This is a genomic window from Paucibacter sp. M5-1 (assembly GCF_027498415.2).
In the GTDB taxonomy this organism is placed as follows: domain Bacteria; phylum Pseudomonadota; class Gammaproteobacteria; order Burkholderiales; family Burkholderiaceae_C; genus Roseateles_E.
In genome coordinates this window covers 5,726,056-5,744,717 of sequence record NZ_JAPZLM020000001.1, presented here as the reverse complement: position 1 = coordinate 5,744,717, position 18,662 = coordinate 5,726,056, and the positions used below count along the sequence as shown (strand labels likewise).

Below are 18,662 nucleotides of genomic sequence, written 5' to 3'. Positions count from 1 at the left end.
AGGGTTTGCACCCGCCCCGGCCGACAGCGCCCGCACAACAGCATGAAGTTCCAACTTGACGAGCCGCAAGGCGGCAACAGCATCTCCCGCCACGACGGCCAGAACGTCTGGGTCAATGGCCAGCAGCATGGCGAGAGCCTGCTGGTGCCCTGGCGCGGCGAGGTGCAGGCCTGGGGCCTGGCGCGCTTCGAGGATCTGAGCGAAGCGCATTTCGAACAGATCCTGGCGCTCAAGCCCGAGCTGGTGATCTTCGGCAGCGGTGCTCGGATACGTTTTGCCCGCCCGTCGCTCTACCGCAGCCTGATTGCCGCGCGCATCGGCGTCGAAACCATGGATCTGGCCGCGGCGTGCCGCACTTACAACGTGCTGGCCAGTGAAAGTCGCACGGTCCTGGCCGCCTTGTTGATAGAACGCCCCTGAGAGGCGGCCAAACCCGCTATGCTGGCAATCCCCCTCAGTGGCGACAAGAGGGCTTGCGGTTCAACGTATAATTGGCGGCTATGCCCACCCGGGCACACATCTTTACAGAACGCCACATGACGCCAGCGCTCAACAAACCTCTCCCGGACATTGAAGCTCTTGCCACCGGCGGCGTGAAGTTCACACCGCAAGCCTTTCTCGGTCAAGCCGTGGTGCTGTACTTCTACCCGAAGGACAACACGCCGGGTTGCACCACCGAAGCGATGCAGTTCCGTGACCGCCACAAGGACTTCGTCAAGGCCGGCGCCGTGGTGCTGGGCGTGTCGCGCGACAATATGGTGTCGCACGACAAGTTCAAGCAGAACCTGGAACTGCCCTTCGAGCTGATCGCCGACACCGAAGAGAAGCTCTGCCATATGTTCGGCGTGGTCAAGAACAAGATCATGTACGGCAAGAAGGTCAAGGGCATTGAGCGCTCCACCTTCCTGATCGACGCCGCCGGCGTGTTGCGTGCCGAGTGGCGCGGCATCAAGGTCGCCGGCCATGTCGACGAGGTGCTGAAGGCCGTCAAGTCCTTCAAGAAGGAAGCCGCCTGAACCTTTCGGCGAGCTCTGCAGTATCCACGCGAAGCCGGCCGGAAAAGTCTTCCGGGCCGGCTTTGTTGCATCTTTGCCGCGCTGCAGCACCGACATCGGGCGATGCAGGGCTTTGTGCATAATGGTCTCCATGCCCGAGAGCCGTGAAGCCAAGCACCCCGAAAGCCGCACAGCAGCCTGTGCGGCTTTTTGCTTTTTCGGCCCGGACATCTATCTTTTGCCTTTGACCTCCAGACCGTAAACGCGGCCTGCTCCACACCTCATGCCACTGCCCAAGCCTCCGACCAAACGCGCCAGCCTCCTCGAGCCCTCCGCCTTTGCCTCCACGCTGGCGGTCAGCAAAACACCCCAAACGATTCCCAGCCGCGCCGCGGCGATAGAGACGGTGGCCGCGCCCAGCGTCATGGCATCCCCGACCAAGGCGCCGAGCAGAGCGCCGACCAGGTCTGCGGCCAGGAAGCAGGCGCCGGCCGTCGCGCCGAGCCCGCAGCCCAGCCTGGCCCTGGTCACGCCCAGCCCGGCGCCGGTCCCGCAAAAAGCCGCCAAGCCCAAGGCCGCCGCCAAGCCGCGTATCGCCGGCCCGGCCAAGCTCTTCGTGCTGGACACCAATGTGCTGATGCACGACCCGATGTGCCTGTTCCGCTTCGAGGAGCACGACATCTATCTGCCGATGATCACGCTCGAAGAGTTGGACGGCCACAAGAAGGGCATGACCGAGGTGGCCCGCAATGTGCGCCAGGTCAGCCGCGACCTCGATGCGCTGGCCGCCAGCCTGCAAAGCAGCACGCTGGAAGAAATGGCCCTGGGATTGCCGTTGGACCACACTGGCCACCGCGAGGCCGGTGGCAAGCTGTTCTTCCAGACTGGGTTGATCGACACGCCGCTGCCCCAGGGCCTGCCGCAGGGCAAGGCGGACAACCAGATCCTCGGCGTGGTGCAAGCGCTGCAGCGCCAGCAGCCCGGCCGCGAGGTGGTACTGGTGTCCAAGGACATCAATATGCGCATCAAGGCCCGTGCACTGGGCCTGCCCGCCGAGGACTATCGCAACGACAAAACGTTGGAAGACTCGGACCTGCTCTACACCGGCGTGCAGGCGCTGCCGGCCGACTTCTGGGACCGCCATGGCAAGACCATGGAGAGCTGGCAGCAAGGCGGCATCACCTACTATCGCATCAGCGGTCCGCTGGTGCCCTCGCTCTTGATCAACGAGTTCATCTATCTGGAAGCCCCCGGCGCCGCGCCGCTCTATGCCAAGGTCACCGAGATCACCGGCAAGAGCGCCGTGCTGCGCACCTTGAAGGACTACGGCCATCAGAAGAACTCGGTCTGGGGCGTGACCGCGCGCAACCGCGAGCAGAACTTCGCGCTGAACCTCTTGATGGACCCGGACTGCGACTTCATCACGCTGACCGGCACCGCCGGCACCGGCAAGACCCTGATGACACTGGCCGCCGGACTGCAGCAGGTGCTGGACGAGCGCCGCTACTCCGAGATCATCGTGACCCGCGTGACCGTGCCGGTCGGCGAGGACATCGGCTTCCTGCCCGGCAACGAGGAAGAGAAGATGGGCCCGTGGATGGGTGCGCTGGACGACAACCTGGAAGTGCTGGCGCGCGGCGACAGCAGCTCCGGCGAGTGGGGCCGCGCCGCCACCAATGACCTGGTGCGCAGCAAGATCAAGATCAAGAGCCTGAACTTCATGCGCGGCCGCACCTTCCTGAACAAGTTCGTCATCATCGACGAGGCGCAAAACCTGACCCCCAAGCAGATGAAGACCCTGATCACCCGTGCCGGCCCCGGCACCAAGATCGTCTGCCTGGGCAATCTGGCCCAGATCGACACGCCTTATCTGACCGAGGGCAGCTCGGGCCTGACCTTTGCCGTCGACCGCTTCAAGGGCTGGGGCCACAGCGGCCACATCACGCTGGCGCGTGGCGAACGCTCGCGTCTGGCCGATTTCGCTTCCGAGGTCCTGTGACGCTTTATGTTTCGGATCTGGACGGCACGCTGCTGAACCCGCAGGCCGAGCTGTCCGCGTTCACCCGCGCCGGCCTGGTCCGGCTGCTGGACGAGGGCCTGTCTTTCACGGTGGCCAGCGCCCGCCATGTCTCGTCGATCGCCCGCATCCTCGGTGATCTGCCGCTGCGCCTGCCGGTGATCTCGGCCAACGGCGCCTATATCAGCGAGATGAGCAGCGGCCAGCATGAGCTGGTCCATGCGATGGACCCGGCCCTGGCCCAGGCCATCTTCGCGCTGATGCGCAGGCGCGGCTTCATGCCTTTTGCGGCCACCTACGGGCCGCGCGGCGACCGGCTGTTCTGGCAGTCGGTGCACAACGAAGCCCAGCTGGACTTCGTCGAGCAGCGCCAGCACAACGGCGACCCGCGGCTGCGCCACACCGACAATATCGGTGCCGAGCTGGTCGACCCGGTAGTGACGATGATTCTGATCGAGCGCGAGGCGCCGATGCGGGCGCTGATGGCCGAGATCCAGGCCCTGGCTGGTGACGCGATCGACATTCATCTGGCCGATGACCTCTACCGCCCCGGCTGGCCCTGGCTGACCCTGCATGACCGGCGCGCGACCAAGGACCAGGCGATCAAGACCCTGGCCCAGCGCTACAGCCTGCACGAGCGCGAGATCGTCGTGTTCGGCGACCAGGTCAACGACATCACCATGCTGCGTGCCGCGCATCGCGGCATCGCGGTCGAGAACGCGATCGCCGAGGTCAAGCAGGAGGCCCATGCGGTGATAGGCCCCCACCACGAGGACAGCGTGCTGCGCTTCATCGAGACCGACTGGCGGCGCAGCCGCTGAACGCTCAGCGGCGCAGCAACTGCCCCAGCAGCCCGCCCAGATCCACGCCGCCGCTGGGCAGCTGGCCGTTGGGCGTCAGCTGGTCGACGATTTGCGGCAGCCACTGGCTCAGCTGCGCACCGGCCTCGCTGGTCGAGACGCCGGCCTGGCCGGCCAGCTGGCCCAGCAGATCGCCGCCCAGGGCCGAGCCCAGCTGATCGCCCGAGACCGGCAGATTGGCGCCGGTCGAGACCCAGCTCTGCACCTCCTCGCCCAGGCCGGCGGCCTGCAGCTGCTGCAAGATGCCGGCCAGCCCGCCCTGGCCCGAGCCCTGATTGGCCAGCAGCGTGCCGATCAGGCTGACCCAGTCGACGCCGCCCTGCCCTTGCTGACCGTTCAAGGCCTGCTGGGCCGCGCCCAGCAAAGAATCCATCAAGCCCATGATTGCTCCCGCAGCGCGACGCGATCCGCCGCGCAGCAATTGTGGATGAAGCGCGTGACTATTCCTGCCCCATCGTGTCGCCGGCATCGGTCACACCCTCGTGGCGGCGCAGCTGGGCAAAGATGAAGGCCGCCAGCGCCGCCATCACGCCGATCGACAGATAGGTGGCCTGGAAGGCCGGCAGCAGATCCGCACTGCGCTCGGCCCCGGAATAGAGCAGCAGGAAGGCGCTGGAGGTGGCCACGCCCAGACTCATCGACAGCTGCATCACCACCGACAGCAGGCTGTTGCCGCTGCTGGCGGTCTGCGCGTCGAGGTCGCCCAGGGTCAAGGTGTTCATCGCGGTGAACTGCATGCTGTTGACCATGCCGAACAAGCCCAGATGCAGGGCCAACCAGAGGTGCGAGGTGTCGCGGTCGACCAGGGCAAAGCTCGCGATCATCAGGCCCAGCAGCACCGTGTTGACGACCAGCACGCGGCGGTAGCCGGCGCGGCGTATCAGCTTGATCGCGACGGTCTTGGTCAGCATCGCGCCCAGCACCGTCGGAATCATCGACAGCCCGGCCACGCTGGGCGAAAAGCCCAGGCCCAGCTGCAAAAACATCGGCGTCAGAAAGGGCGTGGCGCCGCTGCCAAGGCGGGCGAACACATTGCCGATCAGCCCGATGCGGTAGGTCGGGATCGCGAACAGCCGCATATTGAACAGCGGCGCCGGCGCGCGCGCCGCATGCAGCCAGTAGGCCATCATGCAGGCCATGCCGGCCACCACCAGCACGATGCTGACCGCGACGCTGATCACATGCTCGCCAAAACCCTGCAGCCCGACCGACAGCAGCATCAGCCCGAGGCTGAACAGCACAAAGCCGCCCCAGTCGAAGCGGCCCGGCGTGGCGCTCCTGAGCTGGGGCATATAGCGCAGGCTGGCCGCGACACCCAGGGCCCCGACCGGCAGATTGATCAGAAAGATCCAGTGCCAGCTGGCGTACTGCACCAGCAGGCCACCCAGCGCCGGCCCGATCAGCGGCCCGATCAGGCCCGGCAAGGCGATGAAGGTCATCACCGGCAGGAACTCCTCCTTCGGAAACGCGCGCAGCACCGCCAGTCGCCCGACCGGCACCAAGAGCGCCCCGCCGACCCCTTGCAGCACCCGCGCCGCCACCAGCACCCGCAGCGAGGGGCTCAGCGCGCAGGCCAGCGAGCCCAGGCTGAACAGCACGATGGCCCAGATGAAGAGCCGGCGCGTACCGAAGCGGTCCGCCAGCCAGCCCGAGGCCGGGATCAGCAGCGCCACGGTCAGCATATAGGCCACCACGGCCGACTGCATGCGCAGCGGGTTCTCGCCCAGATCGGCCGCCATGCCCGGCAGCGCCGTGTTCAGGATGGTCGTGTCCAGCGTCTGCATGAAGAAGGCCAGAGCCACCAGCCAGGGCAGGAAGCGGCGCGTCGGCGCATCGAGAATGGGGCGGTCAAGCTCGGGCATCGGGCCAGTATCGGGCAGGCGCGTTCAGCGCGCCGGCAACTCGGTGGCCGACAGGCCGGCCGTGACGGCGCTGCGATGCAGAAAACTGTCCTGGAACGCCGCCGGCACCTGCGGGAACACCTGCAGATGCACCCAGTGCAGGGCCGCAAGCCGGCAGCGCCGGGCATCGGCCGCCAGGTCGAGCCGCGCAAAGCCTTGTGCGGCCTGCGCCAACTGCTGGGCCGGGCTGAACATCGGATGCCGCCAGCGCAGCGCCATGGCCTCCAGCCGGCCGGCACAGGCCGGCACCGCGTCCAGCGTCGGCTGCAGCAACAGAGCCTGCAGGCGAACACGCTCGAGCTCGGCCGCCAGCCCCTGCAGCTGGCGCTGCGCCATCAGCGGCTGCAACTCCTCGCAGCAGCGCAGGGCCAGGTCGGGCTCGGCCTGCTGCGCCTGCAGCAGGCGGATCTGCAGCCAGTCATAGCGATGCATGGGCTTGAGCGAGGCCGCCAGCGCCTCGTCGAGCATGGGGCTGGCGTCGCCGGCCAGCGCCTGCGTCAGGCGCGCCCGCATGATCAGCCGCTTGGCACGCCAGTTGCCGGGCGGCACCGCCTCATCGCCGCCCAGCACATGCAGGGCCCGCGCCGGCTGACCCAGATTCAGCCAAGACTGGGCCAGCCATTGCTCCAGATTGGCCCGCAGCGCGCCGATGCCGGCCGGCGCGCGCGCCAGCTCGCTCTCCAGCCGAGCCAGGCCATCGGCATAGCGCCCCAGTCCGCACAACATATAGCCCAGCACCGCGTTATTCCACGCCGCCAGTTCCTGCAGCTGCCCGGCATCGGCGGCCAACACGGCGGCGGCCTGCGCATGCGCGACGCCGGCCTCCAGATCGCCCTGGCGCAAGCGATGGCCGACCAGATTCATGTGCGCGCTGACCTGCTCGCTCAAATGGCCGGCCTGCTCGGCCCAGCGCAGATGCCGCTGGGTCCAGTCCATCGCTTCGACCGGCCGGTCGGTATACATCTTCAGATTTACATAGGTGCCGCAGAAGTCCAGCCGCTGCTCCACATCATCGACGCTGGCGACACGCTCCTCCCAGGGCGCCAGCAGCGCCAGCCCCTCCTCGGGCCGCCCCAGTTGCCCGCAGGCCTGGGCGACGCAGCGCGCCGCCTCCATGCGCACCAGCTCCTCCTGCGGTTCGGCCAGCGCCAGCGCATGGCGACCGGCCTCCTCGCTATCCACCAAGCGACCCGACCACAGACAAGTCAGCGCATGCAAAGCCCAGGCCTGGGCCGCCGGTGCCGCCCGATCGGTGGGCGCCGGCAGCAGCCGTTCGCTCAGTGCCAGGGCCGCAGCGGCACCCTCGCCCAGCAGCAGCGGCCGAACGGCCGCCAGCCGGGCGAGCCGGGCGGGCGCCGCCTCGCCGGCCAACTCCAGCGCATCGGCCTGGGCCAGCAGCAGCTGGGCCTGTTCGCGCGCTCGCCCGGCGGCCTGAGCGCGCTGGGCAGCCGCCGCGAAGGCCTGGGCCGCCGGGCGCGGCTGACCAGCCGCCTGCCAGTGCGCGGCCACCCGTGCCGGCTCCACGCCTTGCTGCAGCAGCAGGGCCGCGACCTGCCCGTGGAGATGAGCCGTCAGCACGGCGGGCGTGATGCGCAGCACCGCGTCATGCACCAGATCATGCGCGAAGTCGGTGCCGCGCAAGACCTGGGCGGCCTCCAGCTCGTCCCAGGCATTGGCCAGCGCCAGTGCCGGCGCGCTCAGCACCTGCTCGGCCAGCGCCACGCTGAAGTCGGGCACCGCAATCGCGGCCACCCGCGCCAGGGCCAGCGCGGCGTCCGAAAGCCGGCGCAGACGCTGCTCCAGCAGATGCATCAGCCCGACCGGCTGTGGCAACACCCGGGCCTGCGGCCGCCCCTGCATCGAGGCCCGCAGGGTTTCGATGACGAACAGCGGATTGCCGCCGGTGTGGCGTGCCAGCGCGGCGGCCCAAGGCGCGGGATCCAGACCGCTCAGGCCCAGGCTGTCCACCAGCTCCTGCAGCTGCGGCTCGCTGAGAGGCAAGACCTGGAACCAGCGGGCCTGCGGCGACTCGGCCAGGTCCTGCAGCAAGGCGAGGTCGGCATCGGCGGCAGCGGCCGGCCGGTGAGCCAGCACCCAGCGCAGGCCCTGCAGCGCATCGGAGCGCACCAGTTCCAGCAGCATCTCGACGCTGGCCCGGTCGGCAAAATGCAGATCGTCGACCAGCAAGCGCGCGAGCCCGGCGAGCCGGGCCCGGGCCAGCAGATCCTCCAACGCCCGCTGCAGCTGCTGCACGGTGGTCCGGAGCCTGGGCGCACACGCCTCGTCCAGCAGCGGGGCCAGGGCCGTGCCATCGGCCAGCTCGACCCGCTCCATCAGCGCGCGCACCAGGCGCAACAGGCTGCCGTAGGGAACGCCGGCATCGCCTGGCCGCGCCTGCACATGCAAGACCGCAGCACCACAGCCGCGCTCGAGCTCCTGCAGCACCCGGGTCTTGCCCATGCCGGCCTCACCCACCAGCACCGTCACTGCGGACTCCGCCCGCGCCAGCTGGCCCAGCAGCTCGTCGCGCCCGACCAGGCGCGGCGGGCGCATCAGGCTCACCGCCGGCAGGGTCGGCACGAGCGGGGTCAGCGGGGTCAGGGCTTGCCCGCGCTCAACCAGCTCCAGCAAAGCCAGGGTCTCGGCGCCGGGCCGCAGGCCCAGACCTTCTTTCAGCGCCGCCTCGCAGGTCTCGAAGGCAGCCACGGCAGCGGCGGTATCGCCGCGCAGATAGTGCAGGCGCATCAGGCGGCGGTGCGCATACTCGCTGAGCATGTCCTCGCTCAGCAGGCGGCGGGCGTAGCGCAGCGCCAGCACCAGCTGGCCTTGCTGCTCCGCCTCGGCCGCCAGCCGGGCCAGCAGCTCCCGCAGCGCCTGGGCACGGGTCTGGCGCTCGGCCGTCAGCCAGGCGGCGAACTCGCTCTCGGCGTCGTACTCGAAACCCGCCAGCAGCGGCTCGATGCGGGCCTCCGGGTCGTCGCCCAGCAGCGTCTCCAGCGGCGCCGCATCGACGCCCAGGTCGGGTGCCAGCTCGATGCGCTCGCCCATCTCGACCAAGCGCGCCCCCGTGGCGCGGCGCAGCCGGTAAATGCGTTGGCGCAGATTGTTCAGCGCCGCCGGCGCCGTGACCTCGGGCCACAGCATCAGGGCCAGCGTGGCGCTGATCGCCGGCTTGTTCAGCGCCGCATAGGCCAGCCAGGCGGCGTCCTTGCGGGCCAGCGGCTCGGGCAGCGAGTCGGCCGCGCCAATCCTGCGCAGATGCGGTACCCCCAGCAACTGCAACTGCCACGCCGTCCCCATGCTGCTCCCCCTGGCCGCCAAGACAGCCGGCATTACAACCCAGGCCTCAGTTCAAGGACAAGCCCGAGGCCTGCACCGGCGTGAGGCGCTCCAGCGTGCTGCCGTCGCCCAGCTCGCCGTTGCCATTGCCGCCCCAGCCCCAGACCGTGCCGTCGCCCAGGCGCAGCAGGCACAGGCCGTCGTCGCAGGAGACATCGACCGCCGCCGCGAGACCGGCGAGCAGGGTCGGCGCGGTGACCGGCCCGCCACTGCCCAGGCCGCTGTAGGCATTGCCGCCCCAGGCCCAGATGCGTCCGTCGCTGCCAACGGCCACCGAGGCATTGCGGCTGGCACCGATCGCGCGCAGGCCTTCAAGACCTGGCACCAGGGCCGGCACTGTCACCGGCACGAGGTCGCCGCTGCTGCCCTTGCCCAGCTGCCCTTCGACATTGCGCCCCCAGGCCATCACCCGGCCGTTGCCCAGCAGCGCCAGGCAGTGCTGGGTGCATGACACATCGACCACATCGGCGAGGCCGGCCAGTTGCTCCGCACTGCCGCTGTGGACCTGCTCAGGGCCGCCCGTCCCCATCACCGTCGCGGTGCTCCAGGACAGCCGCCAGACCGTGCCGTCGGACTTGATCGCCAGCGGCGCCTGCTTGCTGTCGACGCCGCCGGTCATGCCGGCAACCAGCTTGCGCACGCCGCTGAAGCCGGCGATCTGGCGCGGCGCGACCGATTCCGGTGCATAACGCAGCACGCCCGGCCAATGCCAGACCGTGCCGTCATTGCGCAGGGCCAGCGAGTAGTTGCTGACAGGCAGGCCCGCCACCACGCCGTCGACACCGGCCATCACGCGCGGCGCATCCACATTGGCATTGATTGCATCGCCGCCCAGCGTGCCGCCGCTGCTGACGCCCCAGCCATACAGCAGGCCATCTCGGCCCAGCGCCAGCGAGCTCAGCCGGCCCGCGGCAATGGAGCTGGCTGCAATGCCGCTGATCACCCGGGCCGTGCTGCCCGCCAAGGCCGTGCCGGGCGTGCGGTCCAGCAGCGTGCTGCGCCCCAGCAGCAGCACCGAGCCATCGGCACGCAGCACCAGGCCATAGCCCAGGCCGGCACTGATCGCGGGGGTGGCGGTTGGCGTTGGCGTTGGCGTCGGCGTCGGCGTTGGCGTTGGCGTTGGCGTCGGCGTCGGCGTCGGCGTCGGCGCCGGAGCGGGCGTCGGTGTCGGCGCGGCGGCAACGGGTTCATCCATACCGTCGCCGCCGCCGCAGCCCCACAAACCCAGAGCGAGGCCCAGACCGAGGGCCCTGTTTACAAGCAGTCTCATCACCATCTCCCCAAGCGAGCTCTCCCACGAGAGCCATCGCTTGCTTTGTAGGGCGAGGTGAATTACCGGCCAGTTACCGGGTCGGCTTACTTGCGCAGATAGTCGAAGAAGGCCTTGGCGTTGGGCTCGCGCTTCAGGAACTCATGGACCAGCTCCGGCGCGGGCTTCTGGCCGCCATTGCCCAGCACGATGTCGCGGTAGCGCCGGCCGGTCTCGGGGCTGAGCTTGTCGGCCTTGAACTCGGTGCGCAGATCCATCGCCAGCACCAGGCTCCACAGATAGCCGTAGTAGCCGGCGCCGTAGCCGCCGGCCACATGGCCGAAGCCGGCCGGGAACATCGTGCCCGCCACATGGCCCAGCGGCGTTGCGCCTTCCATCTTGGCCCACAGCGCCATCGGCTCGGGCACGTCCGGGCCGTGCAGGGCCAGGTCGTAGCCGGCATACAGATGCTGGCGGCCGTACTGCGAGCCCTTGGCGAAGTCCTTGGCGGCCTGGGCCTTGTCAACCAGCGCGTCCGGCACCGGCTTGCAGCTGGCGCAGACCTCGGCCATCAGCTTGAGCACCTGCTTGTCATAGACCCAGTCCTCCAGCATCTGCGAGGGCGCCTCGACGAAGTCATGCATCACCGAGGTGCCGCCCTGGCTGGCATAGCGGGTCTGCGACAGGTTGTTGTGCACCGCATGGCCCAGCTCGTGCAGCAGGGTCTCGACCTCGTCCAGGGTCAGCCCCTTACGGTCGAAATTGACCACCAGCGCGGCGGTCGGCGTGCGGCCCAGGCGGGTCGCGCTGGAGCGCAGCGGCCAGACCGCCGCATGGTTGTACTTGCCCTCGCGCGGGTAGAGGTCCACATACATGGTCGCCAGCGCCTTGCCGGTGGCCGCATCGCTGACCGCAAAGGCCTGCACCTCGGGGTGCCAGAGCTGAGCCTTCACCGGCGTGTAGCGCACGCCCATCATCTTCTCGACGATGCGCATCGTGAACAGCAGGCTCTCCTGCGGCGGGAAGTACTGGCGGAAGGCTTCCTGGTCGACGCTGTAGCGCTGCTGGCGGATGCGCTCGCTGTAGTAGCTGGCGTCCCAGCGCTGCACCGTGGTCGCCTCGGGCGCGCTGCCCAGCTGCTCGGCCTTGGCGGCGCGCAGCTCCAGCAGGTCGGCGCGCTCGCCCTCGGTGACCGTGCTCTTGACCTCGTCGAGGAACTTCCAGGCGGTGGCCGCGTCCTTGGCCATCTTGCGGCGCAGATTGAAGTCCACATAGTTGGTGAAGCCGAACAGCTTGGCGTACTCGTGCCGCGCCTGGATGATCTCGGCCAGCAGCTTCAGATTGGCCGCCCCACCCTCATTGGTCTTGGCCCGCCACATGCGCTCACGCGCCGCTGCGTTGTCGGCGCTCTGCAGCACCGGGCCGTAGCTCGGGTAGTCGACACCCAGCACGATGCGGCCCTCGGCATCGCGCGGCGCGCTCTTCCACACGCCCTCGGGCACGCCCTTCAGCTCGGCCTCGGTGAATGCCACCTTGACGCCGGCATCGCGGATGTTCTTCTCGAAGTTCTGATTCAGCTCGCTGAGCTTGTCGAGGATCTGCTTGGCGCGCTTGCGCTGCGCGGGCGGCAGGGCCACGCCGCCGTCCTCGAAGCCGCCCAGACCCACCCGCACCAGCTCGCGGTCGATCGCATCGGCGGTGGGCGCGGACTTCAAGGCCCGGTAGATCTTCTCGTTCTGGCCGTAGCTGGAGGTGAAATCGGCCCAGCGCAGCGAGCAGGCCTGCGCCGCCTCGCGCACCGGCTTGTCGGGATGGACGTTGAGCACGAATTCGATCGGGTACTGGGTGTCCTCGATGAAGGCATAGAAGTCATCGTAGGCGGCCAGCCAGCCGCCATCGACCTTGCGGCGCTCCAGGCCGGACAGGCGCTGGCGGGCCGCGCTCAGGCCCTTGTCGCAGGCCGTCTTGATCTGGGCGGCGGTCTTGTACTGCGGGAAGGCCGGGCCGGGCAGGCCTGTGGTCTGCCCGGTCTGCGCCGAGGCGCTCAGGGCCAGCAGGCCGGCGGCCAGCAAGCAGGTCTTGTGAAGCTTCATGCGTTCATCTCCATAGGCTGTGCCGCGATGGCGGCGCGCGCGGATTGTGCCGCCTCGGCCGCCCGATGGGGCGGCGATGCGATGAAGCACGATGTCGGAGGGACCAGTGACCGATTCAGGCCAGCTCGCGGATCTGTTGTAGCGCGGCGGGGTCCTCGATCGTCGTCAGATCGCCCGGATCGCGCCCCTCGCAGACCGCCTGGATGGCGCGGCGCAGCAGCTTGCCCGAGCGCGTCTTGGGCAGGGCCGTGACAAAGCGCACCCGCGCCGGCCGCGCCACCGCGCCGAGCTGCTCGTCCACCCGCCGCATGATCTCGCCCTCCTCGCGCAGCGCATCGACCGTCGCATCCTTCAACACCACAAAAGCCATCGCGACCTGGCCCTTGAGCGCATCGGCCACGCCGACGACCGCGACCTCGGCCACATTGGCATGGCTGGCAATGCTCTCCTCGATCTCGCGCGTGCCCAGGCGGTGGCCGGCCACGTTGATCACGTCGTCGGTGCGCCCGAGGATGAAGTAGTAGCCGTCGGCGTCGCGCAGCGCCCAGTCGAAGGTCGAGTAGACCTGCTGGCCGGGGATGCTGGACCAGTAGGTCTTCTGGTAGCGCGCATCGTCGCCCCAGATGGTCTGCAGGCAGCCCGGCGGCAGCGGATAGCCCAGGGCCAGCACGCCCTTCTGGTTCGGCGCGGTCAGCGGCTCGCCGCTGTGCTCGTCCAGCAACTGCACGTCGTAGCCATACATCGCCAGCCCCGGCGAGCCAAAGCGGGTCGGCGTGGCCTCGATGCCGTGCGCGACGCTCAGGATCGGCCAGCCGGTCTCGGTCTGCCAGTAGTTGTCGATCACCGGCCGGCCCAGCGACTCGGCAATCCAGCGCCCGGTCGGCTCGTCCAACGGCTCGCCGGCCAGGAACAGCGCGCGCAGCGAGCTCAGGTCGTGACGGGACAGATAGGCCGGGTCCTGCTTCTTCAGCACCCGCACCGCGGTCGGCGCGCTGAACATCACCGAGACCTTGTATTTCTCGACCAGGCTCCACCAGATGCCCGCATCCGGCCGGATCGGCAGCCCCTCGTACATGATGGTCGCCATGCCGGCCAGCAGCGGCCCGTAGATGATGTAGCTGTGGCCCACCACCCAGCCGATATCGCTGGTCGAGAAGTAGGTCTCGCCCGGCTGGCCGCAGAAGATGTGCTTCATGCTGGCCGCCAGCGCCACCGCGTAGCCGCCGGTATCGCGCTGCACGCCTTTGGGCTTGCCGGTCGTGCCGCTGGTGTAGAGCGTGTAGCTCGGGTGCTCGGCATCGAGCCAGGCGCAGGGCACCCGGGCCTCGAGATGCTGCTGGCGCAGCGCCGCATAGTCCAGGTCGCGGCCCGGCACCCGCTCCATCGCCGCCAGACCCCGGTCGACCAGCAGCACATGCGCGGGCTTGTGCGCCGCCAGCCGGATCGCCTCGTCCAGCAGCGGCTTGTAGGGCAGCAGCTTGCCGGCACGGCTGCCGGCATCGGCGCTGACGATCAGCTTGGGCGCCGCATCATCGATGCGGCTGGCCAGCGAGACGCTGGCAAAGCCGCCGAACACCACCGAGTGGATCGCGCCGATGCGGGCGCAGGCCAGCATCGCGAACGCCGCCTCAGGAATCATCGGCATATAGATCAGCACCCGGTCGCCCTGGCTCACACCCTGGGCCAGCAGCATCGCCGCCATGCGCTCGACCTCGCGCTGCAGCGCCGCGAAGCTGTAGACCCGCTCCTCGTCCACCTCGGTCGAGACCCAGATCAGCGCGTTGGCCTCGGGACGCGAGCGCGCATGACGGTCCACCGCGTTGTGGCATAGATTGGTGCGCCCACCGACGAACCAGCGCGCGAACGGCGGTTGGCGCAGATCGCACACCTGATCAAAAGGCTTATGCCACTCGATCAGCGCGGCCTGCTCGGCCCAGAAGCCCTCGCGATCATGCAGGGAACGGGCATGGAATTCGGCATAGCTGGGCGCGGGCATCGATGTCTCCTGTGTCTTGTGCCCAGGCATTGCAGACAACCGGACTGACGGCAGACTGACCCTGGTGCGAGACTTTGCTCACAAATAAAGCAGAAGTTACCAATGCTTGCGCCAGCGCAAGCCCTTGCACAGGGGGATTGCCAGCAGAGCTGTGGTCCAATCCGGGTTAGTACCAACTTTGCCCTGAGGCGCCCCCGGGCTTACCCGTGAGCGCCGCCCTTCTCGCTTGACACCTTTCACAGCCCCCCCATAAGCTGCGCGCCGACACCCATGTTCGACGCCAGCCGACGCCCCCCTCACAGCACCCGATGGCAGCGCCTCTTGACGGCCTGCGGTCTGCTGCTGGCCGTCGCTGCGGCCCAGGGCCAGGCCTTGCCGCCGGCCCCGGCCGCCTCGCAGCCGGCAGCGACGGGCGCGGGCGATGCCGTCAGCCGCTTCCTGCAGGAGCGCGGCCTGCTGGGCCAGGTCTCGGTCGAGAGCGGCGGCCTGCTGGACCAGGTGCGCGACAAGGCCTCGGACCTGGTGCTGGCCTCGATGAATTTTCTTGGCGTGCCCTACAAGCGCGGCGGCAACTCGGCCGAAAGCGGTTTCGATTGCAGCGGTTTCACCCGCCACATCTTCGAGATGAGCGTGGGCCTGGTGCTGCCGCGCCGCGCCGACGAGCAGGCCAAGCTCTCCAGCCTGGCCCCGGTCAAGAAGACCGAGCTCAAGCCCGGCGATCTGGTGTTCTTCAACACCATGCGCCGCACCTTTTCCCATGTCGGCATCTATGTCGGCGAGGGCAAATTCATCCACGCACCGCGCTCCGGCCAGAAGGTGCGGGTGGAGGACATGCGCGAGGCCTACTGGGCCAAGCGATTCACCGGTGCGCGGCGGGCGGACCTGAACGCGGCGGAGAGCAGCGGCGCGGCCGCAGCGATGAACTGAGCCCAGCGCTGCGAGCGCCACGGGTCAACGGCCGGCCCGCTCAAGACCTGACCCTGCCGACCCTAGAATCACGCCCCATTGTTTTCCAATCGGGACTTGACCGCATGTCCGCTGTGTTTCGCTCCCTGTCTGGTGAAACCTCTCGCCGCGTCCTCCTGGCTCTGATGCTGGGCGCCGGTCTCACCGCCTGTGCGGTCCCCAACCGTGTCAGCGTGGTTTCCGAAGGTGGCCTGCTGCCGAGCCTGGTCGAGGGACGCTATAGCAATCTGTATCGCGGCAAACAGCAGTACCCCCATACCTGCAGCGAAGACTGCTACCCGGTGCGTGAGGAACTGCAATGCGAAACCCCCTCGCCGGCGTCCGCCTGCCGCTATGTGGGCACGCGCCCGGGGCTCAAGGACAAGACCGGCTTCAGCCTGCAGTGGCATGGACATGCCAGCTTCAGCATCACCACACCCGACGGCAAACAGTTGCTGATCGATCCGGTCAGCGAGCAGTTTGATTGGCCGGTGAACTGGGCCTACAGCCTGTTCGGCGGCAGCAGTCGCGTCGCCCCACCGACCCTGGGTGTCGCCGAATTCGCACGCGCGGATGCCGTGCTGTACTCGCATCTGCACTACGACCATTTCAACAAGCGCGATCTGGAGAAGGTGGGCGCGAATGCAGAGTTCCTGGTGCCGCCGGGCATGGCCGAGTACTTCCCGGACCAGGGCTATCTGATCAAGGAGGTCTACTGGTTTTCATCGGTGAAGATCGGCGACACGGAGATCCAGGGCATGCCGGCGCATCACTTCAACTCGCGTTACTGGGTGCCCTTCATCTACGACGACCACGAGAAGGCCTTGTGGAGTGGCTGGCTGCTCAAGCACGGCGGCAAGACCTTGTTCTTTGCTGGCGACACCGGCTATTCCAGGCACTTCGCGGACATCCGGGCGCGCGTCGGCGCGATCGACATCTGTCTGCTACCGATCGCCTCCTACCATCACGCGACGGAAGGCGCGTGGTACCGCCATGTGCACACCACGCCCGAGGATGCGCTCGCCGCCGCCAAGGACCTGGGCTGCAAGCTGCTGATCCCGTGGGGCTATGGCAAGCACAGCTGGGGCATGGGCGACATCAGCAGCCATGCGCCTTTGCAGCGCCTGCTCAAGGAGTATCCCGCCCAGGGCCAGGACATCCCCTTGTTGATTCTCAACGAAGGGGAGCGCGTGGCGCTGTGACGGGGCAGCCTCAGAACGCCGCAATCCCCGTCATCGCCCGACCGAGTATCAGCGCATGGATGTCATGCGTGCCCTCGTAGGTGTTGACCACCTCTAGATTGACCAGATGGCGGGCGATGCCGAACTCGTCGGAGATGCCGTTGCCGCCCAGCATGTCGCGGGCGACGCGGGCGATGTCCAGGGCCTTGCCGCAGCTGTTGCGCTTCATGATCGAGGTGATCTCCACCGCAGCCGTGCCCTCGTCCTTCATGCGGCCCAGGCGGAGGCAGCCCTGCAGGCCCAGCGTGATCTCGGTCTGCATATCGGCCAGCTTCTTCTGCACCAGCTGGTTCGCGGCCAGCGGCTTGCCGAATTGCTTGCGGTCCAGCGTGTACTGGCGGGCCTTCATCCAGCAGTCCTCGGCGGCGCCGAGGGCGCCCCAGGCGATGCCGTAGCGCGCGCTGTTCAGGCAGGTGAACGGGCCCTTCAGGCCGCGCACCTCGGGGAAGGCGTTCTCCTCGGGGCAGAACACCTCGTCCATCACGATCTCGCCGGTGATCGAGGCGCGCAGGCCCACCTTGCCGTGGATGGCCGGTGCGCTCAGGCCCTTCCAGCCCTTCTCCAGCACAAAGCCCCGGATCTGGCCACCATCATCCTTGGCCCAGACGACGAAGACATCGGCGATCGGGCTGTTGGTGATCCACATCTTGGCGCCGCTGATCGAGTAGCCGCCGTCGACCTTCTTGGCCCGCGTGATCATCGAGCCGGGGTCCGAGCCATGGTTGGGTTCGGTCAGGCCGAAGCAGCCGATCCACTCGCCGCTGGCCAGCTTGGGCAGGTATTTCTGCTTGGTGGCCTCGGAGCCGAACTCGTTGATCGGCACCATCACCAGCGAGCTCTGCACGCTCATCATCGAACGGTAGCCGGAGTCCACGCGCTCGACCTCGCGGGCCACCAGGCCATAGCAGACATAGTTCAGGCCGGCGCCGCCGTACTGCTCGGGAATGGTCGGGCCCAACAGGCCCAGCTCGCCCATCTCGCGGAAGATGCCGGCATCGGTCTTCTCGTGGCGGAAGGCCTCCAGCACGCGCGGCGCCAGACTGTCCTGGCAGTAGGCGCGGGCGGCGTCGCGCACCGCGCGCTCATCGTCGGTCAGTTGCTGCTCCAGCAAGAGCGGGTCGTCCCAGTGGAATTGGGCCTTGGCCATGATCAGTCTCCTTTAATTACTACAAAAACTCGGGGCCATCCTAGCCCTGGGCCGGTAACACCGCTGTCACCTCGATTTCAACCTTCGCACGATCTTCCATCAGGCCTGCCACCTGCACCGCGCTCATCGCGATCGCGTATTCCTGGCCCAGCACCTCACGGTAGGCCTGGCCCACCTCGCGGCCGCGCGCCAGGTACTCGCGCTTGTCCAGCAGATACCAGGTCATCCGGGTGATGTGCTCGGGGCCGGCGCCGGCCTCGGCCAGCACGGCCTTGATGTTCAGCAGGGTCTGGCGCACCTGGGCGATGAAGTCGTCGCTCTCGAACTGGCACTGGCCGTTCCAGCCGATCTGGCCGGCGACGAAAATCTGCCGGCCCGTGGCCGCCACACCATTGGCATAACCGCGCGGCGCGGCCCAGCCGGCGGGTTGAAGGATTTGCTTCGTCATGGTTTCTTGTCTCCTGCGGCTCGCTCCAGCGCGGCGCGCAAATCATCGGGAAAAGGGGTGGACTGATGCGTGTCCAGCGAGGTGCAGACCAGCACCTGCTCGAAGGCCACACGCTGTCCGTCGGGCCCGTCGAAGGAAATGGCCAGGCTCAGCGAGCTGCGGCCCAGCTTCTGAATCGCGATGCGCTGCGTCAGCACATCGCCCATGCGGCTGATGCGTTTGAAATCGCTGCTCAGATGCACGGTCGGCATACCGACGCGGCGCGGCCCCAGCAACTGCGCATAGTCGACGCCCAGACCCTGGGTGAACCAGTCCTCGACCAGCGCATTGAGCATCTCGAAGTAGCGCGGATAGAACACGATGCCCGCCGGGTCGCAATGGCCGAAGCGCACCAGTTCCTGCCGCTCGAACACACAGGCGTTTGTCATTCG

General features: G+C 68.1%; 15 protein-coding genes. 6 read left to right on the top strand and 9 right to left on the bottom strand.

Going from position 1 to position 18,662, the window contains the following annotated elements:
* Window positions 1-42 precede the first annotated feature (42 nt).
* The 4 genes from O5M90_RS27155 to O5M90_RS27140 all read left to right on the top strand — a co-directional run bounded on the left by O5M90_RS27155 (window position 43) and on the right by O5M90_RS27140 (window position 3,833).
* A complete protein-coding gene (locus tag O5M90_RS27155; RefSeq protein WP_262967999.1) occupies window positions 43-420 on the top strand; it encodes an Mth938-like domain-containing protein in 378 nt (125 codons plus the stop codon).
* A 116-nt stretch (window positions 421-536) separates the two neighbouring features.
* Window positions 537-1,016 (top strand): peroxiredoxin, encoded by a 480-nt coding sequence (locus O5M90_RS27150; RefSeq protein ID WP_137942299.1) that lies wholly within the window; start codon window positions 537-539, stop codon window positions 1,014-1,016.
* A 262-nt stretch (window positions 1,017-1,278) separates the two neighbouring features.
* Window positions 1,279-2,994, top strand: coding sequence for a PhoH family protein (locus O5M90_RS27145; protein ID WP_269840850.1), 1,716 nt, complete (start codon window positions 1,279-1,281; stop codon window positions 2,992-2,994).
* The gene (locus O5M90_RS27140; protein WP_269840851.1) at window positions 2,991-3,833 is read left to right on the top strand and encodes an HAD family hydrolase; all 843 of its coding nucleotides are present in this window, start codon (window positions 2,991-2,993) and stop codon (window positions 3,831-3,833) included. The genes O5M90_RS27145 and O5M90_RS27140 overlap by 4 nt, the downstream gene beginning before the upstream one ends.
* A gap of 4 nt (window positions 3,834-3,837) precedes the next feature.
* On the opposite strand, the gene O5M90_RS27135 is transcribed toward O5M90_RS27140, so the two are convergent.
* The 6 genes from O5M90_RS27135 to O5M90_RS27110 form a co-directional block, all read right to left on the bottom strand.
* Complete coding sequence (locus O5M90_RS27135) at window positions 3,838-4,341, bottom strand: YidB family protein (protein WP_332909503.1); 504 nt, start codon at window positions 4,339-4,341, stop codon at window positions 3,838-3,840.
* A complete protein-coding gene (gene mdtD, locus O5M90_RS27130) occupies window positions 4,313-5,734 on the bottom strand; it encodes a multidrug transporter subunit MdtD (RefSeq protein ID WP_137942295.1) in 1,422 nt (473 codons plus the stop codon). Before mdtD ends, O5M90_RS27135 begins: the two co-directional genes overlap by 29 nt.
* A 24-nt stretch (window positions 5,735-5,758) precedes the next feature.
* Window positions 5,759-9,073 (bottom strand): AAA family ATPase, encoded by a 3,315-nt coding sequence (locus O5M90_RS27125; protein WP_440402483.1) that lies wholly within the window; start codon window positions 9,071-9,073, stop codon window positions 5,759-5,761.
* A 46-nt stretch (window positions 9,074-9,119) separates the two neighbouring features.
* The gene (locus tag O5M90_RS27120) at window positions 9,120-10,307 is read right to left on the bottom strand and encodes an RCC1 domain-containing protein (protein ID WP_440402482.1); all 1,188 of its coding nucleotides are present in this window, start codon (window positions 10,305-10,307) and stop codon (window positions 9,120-9,122) included.
* Window positions 10,308-10,468: 161 nt separating this feature from the next.
* Window positions 10,469-12,454, bottom strand: a complete 1,986-nt coding sequence (locus O5M90_RS27115; protein ID WP_269840856.1) for a M3 family metallopeptidase — start codon at window positions 12,452-12,454, stop codon at window positions 10,469-10,471.
* A 115-nt stretch (window positions 12,455-12,569) separates the two neighbouring features.
* Window positions 12,570-14,480: a propionate--CoA ligase gene (locus O5M90_RS27110; RefSeq protein WP_269840857.1), complete on the bottom strand. Its 1,911-nt coding sequence runs from the start codon at window positions 14,478-14,480 to the stop codon at window positions 12,570-12,572.
* Between the two features lie 240 nt (window positions 14,481-14,720).
* Here O5M90_RS27110 and O5M90_RS27105 point away from each other — a divergent pair, with 240 nt between their 5' ends.
* Both O5M90_RS27105 and O5M90_RS27100 read left to right on the top strand, forming a co-directional pair.
* A complete protein-coding gene (locus tag O5M90_RS27105) occupies window positions 14,721-15,377 on the top strand; it encodes a C40 family peptidase (RefSeq protein ID WP_269840858.1) in 657 nt (218 codons plus the stop codon).
* Between the two features lie 164 nt (window positions 15,378-15,541).
* Complete coding sequence (locus O5M90_RS27100) at window positions 15,542-16,597, top strand: MBL fold metallo-hydrolase (RefSeq protein WP_440402481.1); 1,056 nt, start codon at window positions 15,542-15,544, stop codon at window positions 16,595-16,597.
* A 10-nt stretch (window positions 16,598-16,607) separates the two neighbouring features.
* Here the strand turns inward: O5M90_RS27100 and O5M90_RS27095 are convergent, their stop codons facing one another.
* The 3 genes from O5M90_RS27095 to O5M90_RS27085 are packed head-to-tail and all read right to left on the bottom strand — an operon-like array spanning window position 16,608 to window position 18,659.
* Window positions 16,608-17,783 carry an acyl-CoA dehydrogenase gene (locus O5M90_RS27095; protein WP_269840860.1) on the bottom strand — a complete coding sequence of 392 codons (1,176 nt, stop codon included), beginning with the start codon at window positions 17,781-17,783 and terminating at the stop codon, window positions 16,608-16,610.
* A 40-nt stretch (window positions 17,784-17,823) separates the two neighbouring features.
* Window positions 17,824-18,231 carry a RidA family protein gene (locus tag O5M90_RS27090; protein ID WP_269840861.1) on the bottom strand — a complete coding sequence of 136 codons (408 nt, stop codon included), beginning with the start codon at window positions 18,229-18,231 and terminating at the stop codon, window positions 17,824-17,826.
* Window positions 18,228-18,659 carry an acyl-CoA thioesterase gene (locus O5M90_RS27085; protein WP_269840862.1) on the bottom strand — a complete coding sequence of 144 codons (432 nt, stop codon included), beginning with the start codon at window positions 18,657-18,659 and terminating at the stop codon, window positions 18,228-18,230. Before O5M90_RS27085 ends, O5M90_RS27090 begins: the two co-directional genes overlap by 4 nt.
* Window positions 18,660-18,662 lie beyond the last annotated feature (3 nt).

Bases quoted from the DNA above. Each gene is read 5' to 3' on its own strand.
- O5M90_RS27155 (WP_262967999.1), top strand. From the start codon at position 43: ATGAAGTTCCAACTTGACGAGCCGCAAGGCGGCAACAGCATCTCCCGC.
- O5M90_RS27150 (WP_137942299.1), top strand. From the start codon at position 537: ATGACGCCAGCGCTCAACAAACCTCTCCCGGACATTGAAGCTCTTGCC.
- O5M90_RS27145 (WP_269840850.1), top strand. From the start codon at position 1,279: ATGCCACTGCCCAAGCCTCCGACCAAACGCGCCAGCCTCCTCGAGCCC.
- O5M90_RS27135 (WP_332909503.1), bottom strand. From the start codon at position 4,341: ATGCCGGCGACACGATGGGGCAGGAATAGTCACGCGCTTCATCCACAA.
- mdtD (WP_137942295.1), bottom strand. From the start codon at position 5,734: ATGCCCGAGCTTGACCGCCCCATTCTCGATGCGCCGACGCGCCGCTTC.
- O5M90_RS27125 (WP_440402483.1), bottom strand. From the start codon at position 9,073: ATGGGGACGGCGTGGCAGTTGCAGTTGCTGGGGGTACCGCATCTGCGC.
- O5M90_RS27120 (WP_440402482.1), bottom strand. From the start codon at position 10,307: ATGGATGAACCCGTTGCCGCCGCGCCGACACCGACGCCCGCTCCGGCG.
- O5M90_RS27115 (WP_269840856.1), bottom strand. From the start codon at position 12,454: ATGAAGCTTCACAAGACCTGCTTGCTGGCCGCCGGCCTGCTGGCCCTG.
- O5M90_RS27110 (WP_269840857.1), bottom strand. From the start codon at position 14,480: ATGCCTGGGCACAAGACACAGGAGACATCGATGCCCGCGCCCAGCTAT.
- O5M90_RS27105 (WP_269840858.1), top strand. From the start codon at position 14,721: ATGTTCGACGCCAGCCGACGCCCCCCTCACAGCACCCGATGGCAGCGC.
- O5M90_RS27100 (WP_440402481.1), top strand. From the start codon at position 15,542: ATGCTGGGCGCCGGTCTCACCGCCTGTGCGGTCCCCAACCGTGTCAGC.
- O5M90_RS27095 (WP_269840860.1), bottom strand. From the start codon at position 17,783: ATGGCCAAGGCCCAATTCCACTGGGACGACCCGCTCTTGCTGGAGCAG.
- O5M90_RS27090 (WP_269840861.1), bottom strand. From the start codon at position 18,231: ATGACGAAGCAAATCCTTCAACCCGCCGGCTGGGCCGCGCCGCGCGGT.
- O5M90_RS27085 (WP_269840862.1), bottom strand. From the start codon at position 18,659: ATGACAAACGCCTGTGTGTTCGAGCGGCAGGAACTGGTGCGCTTCGGC.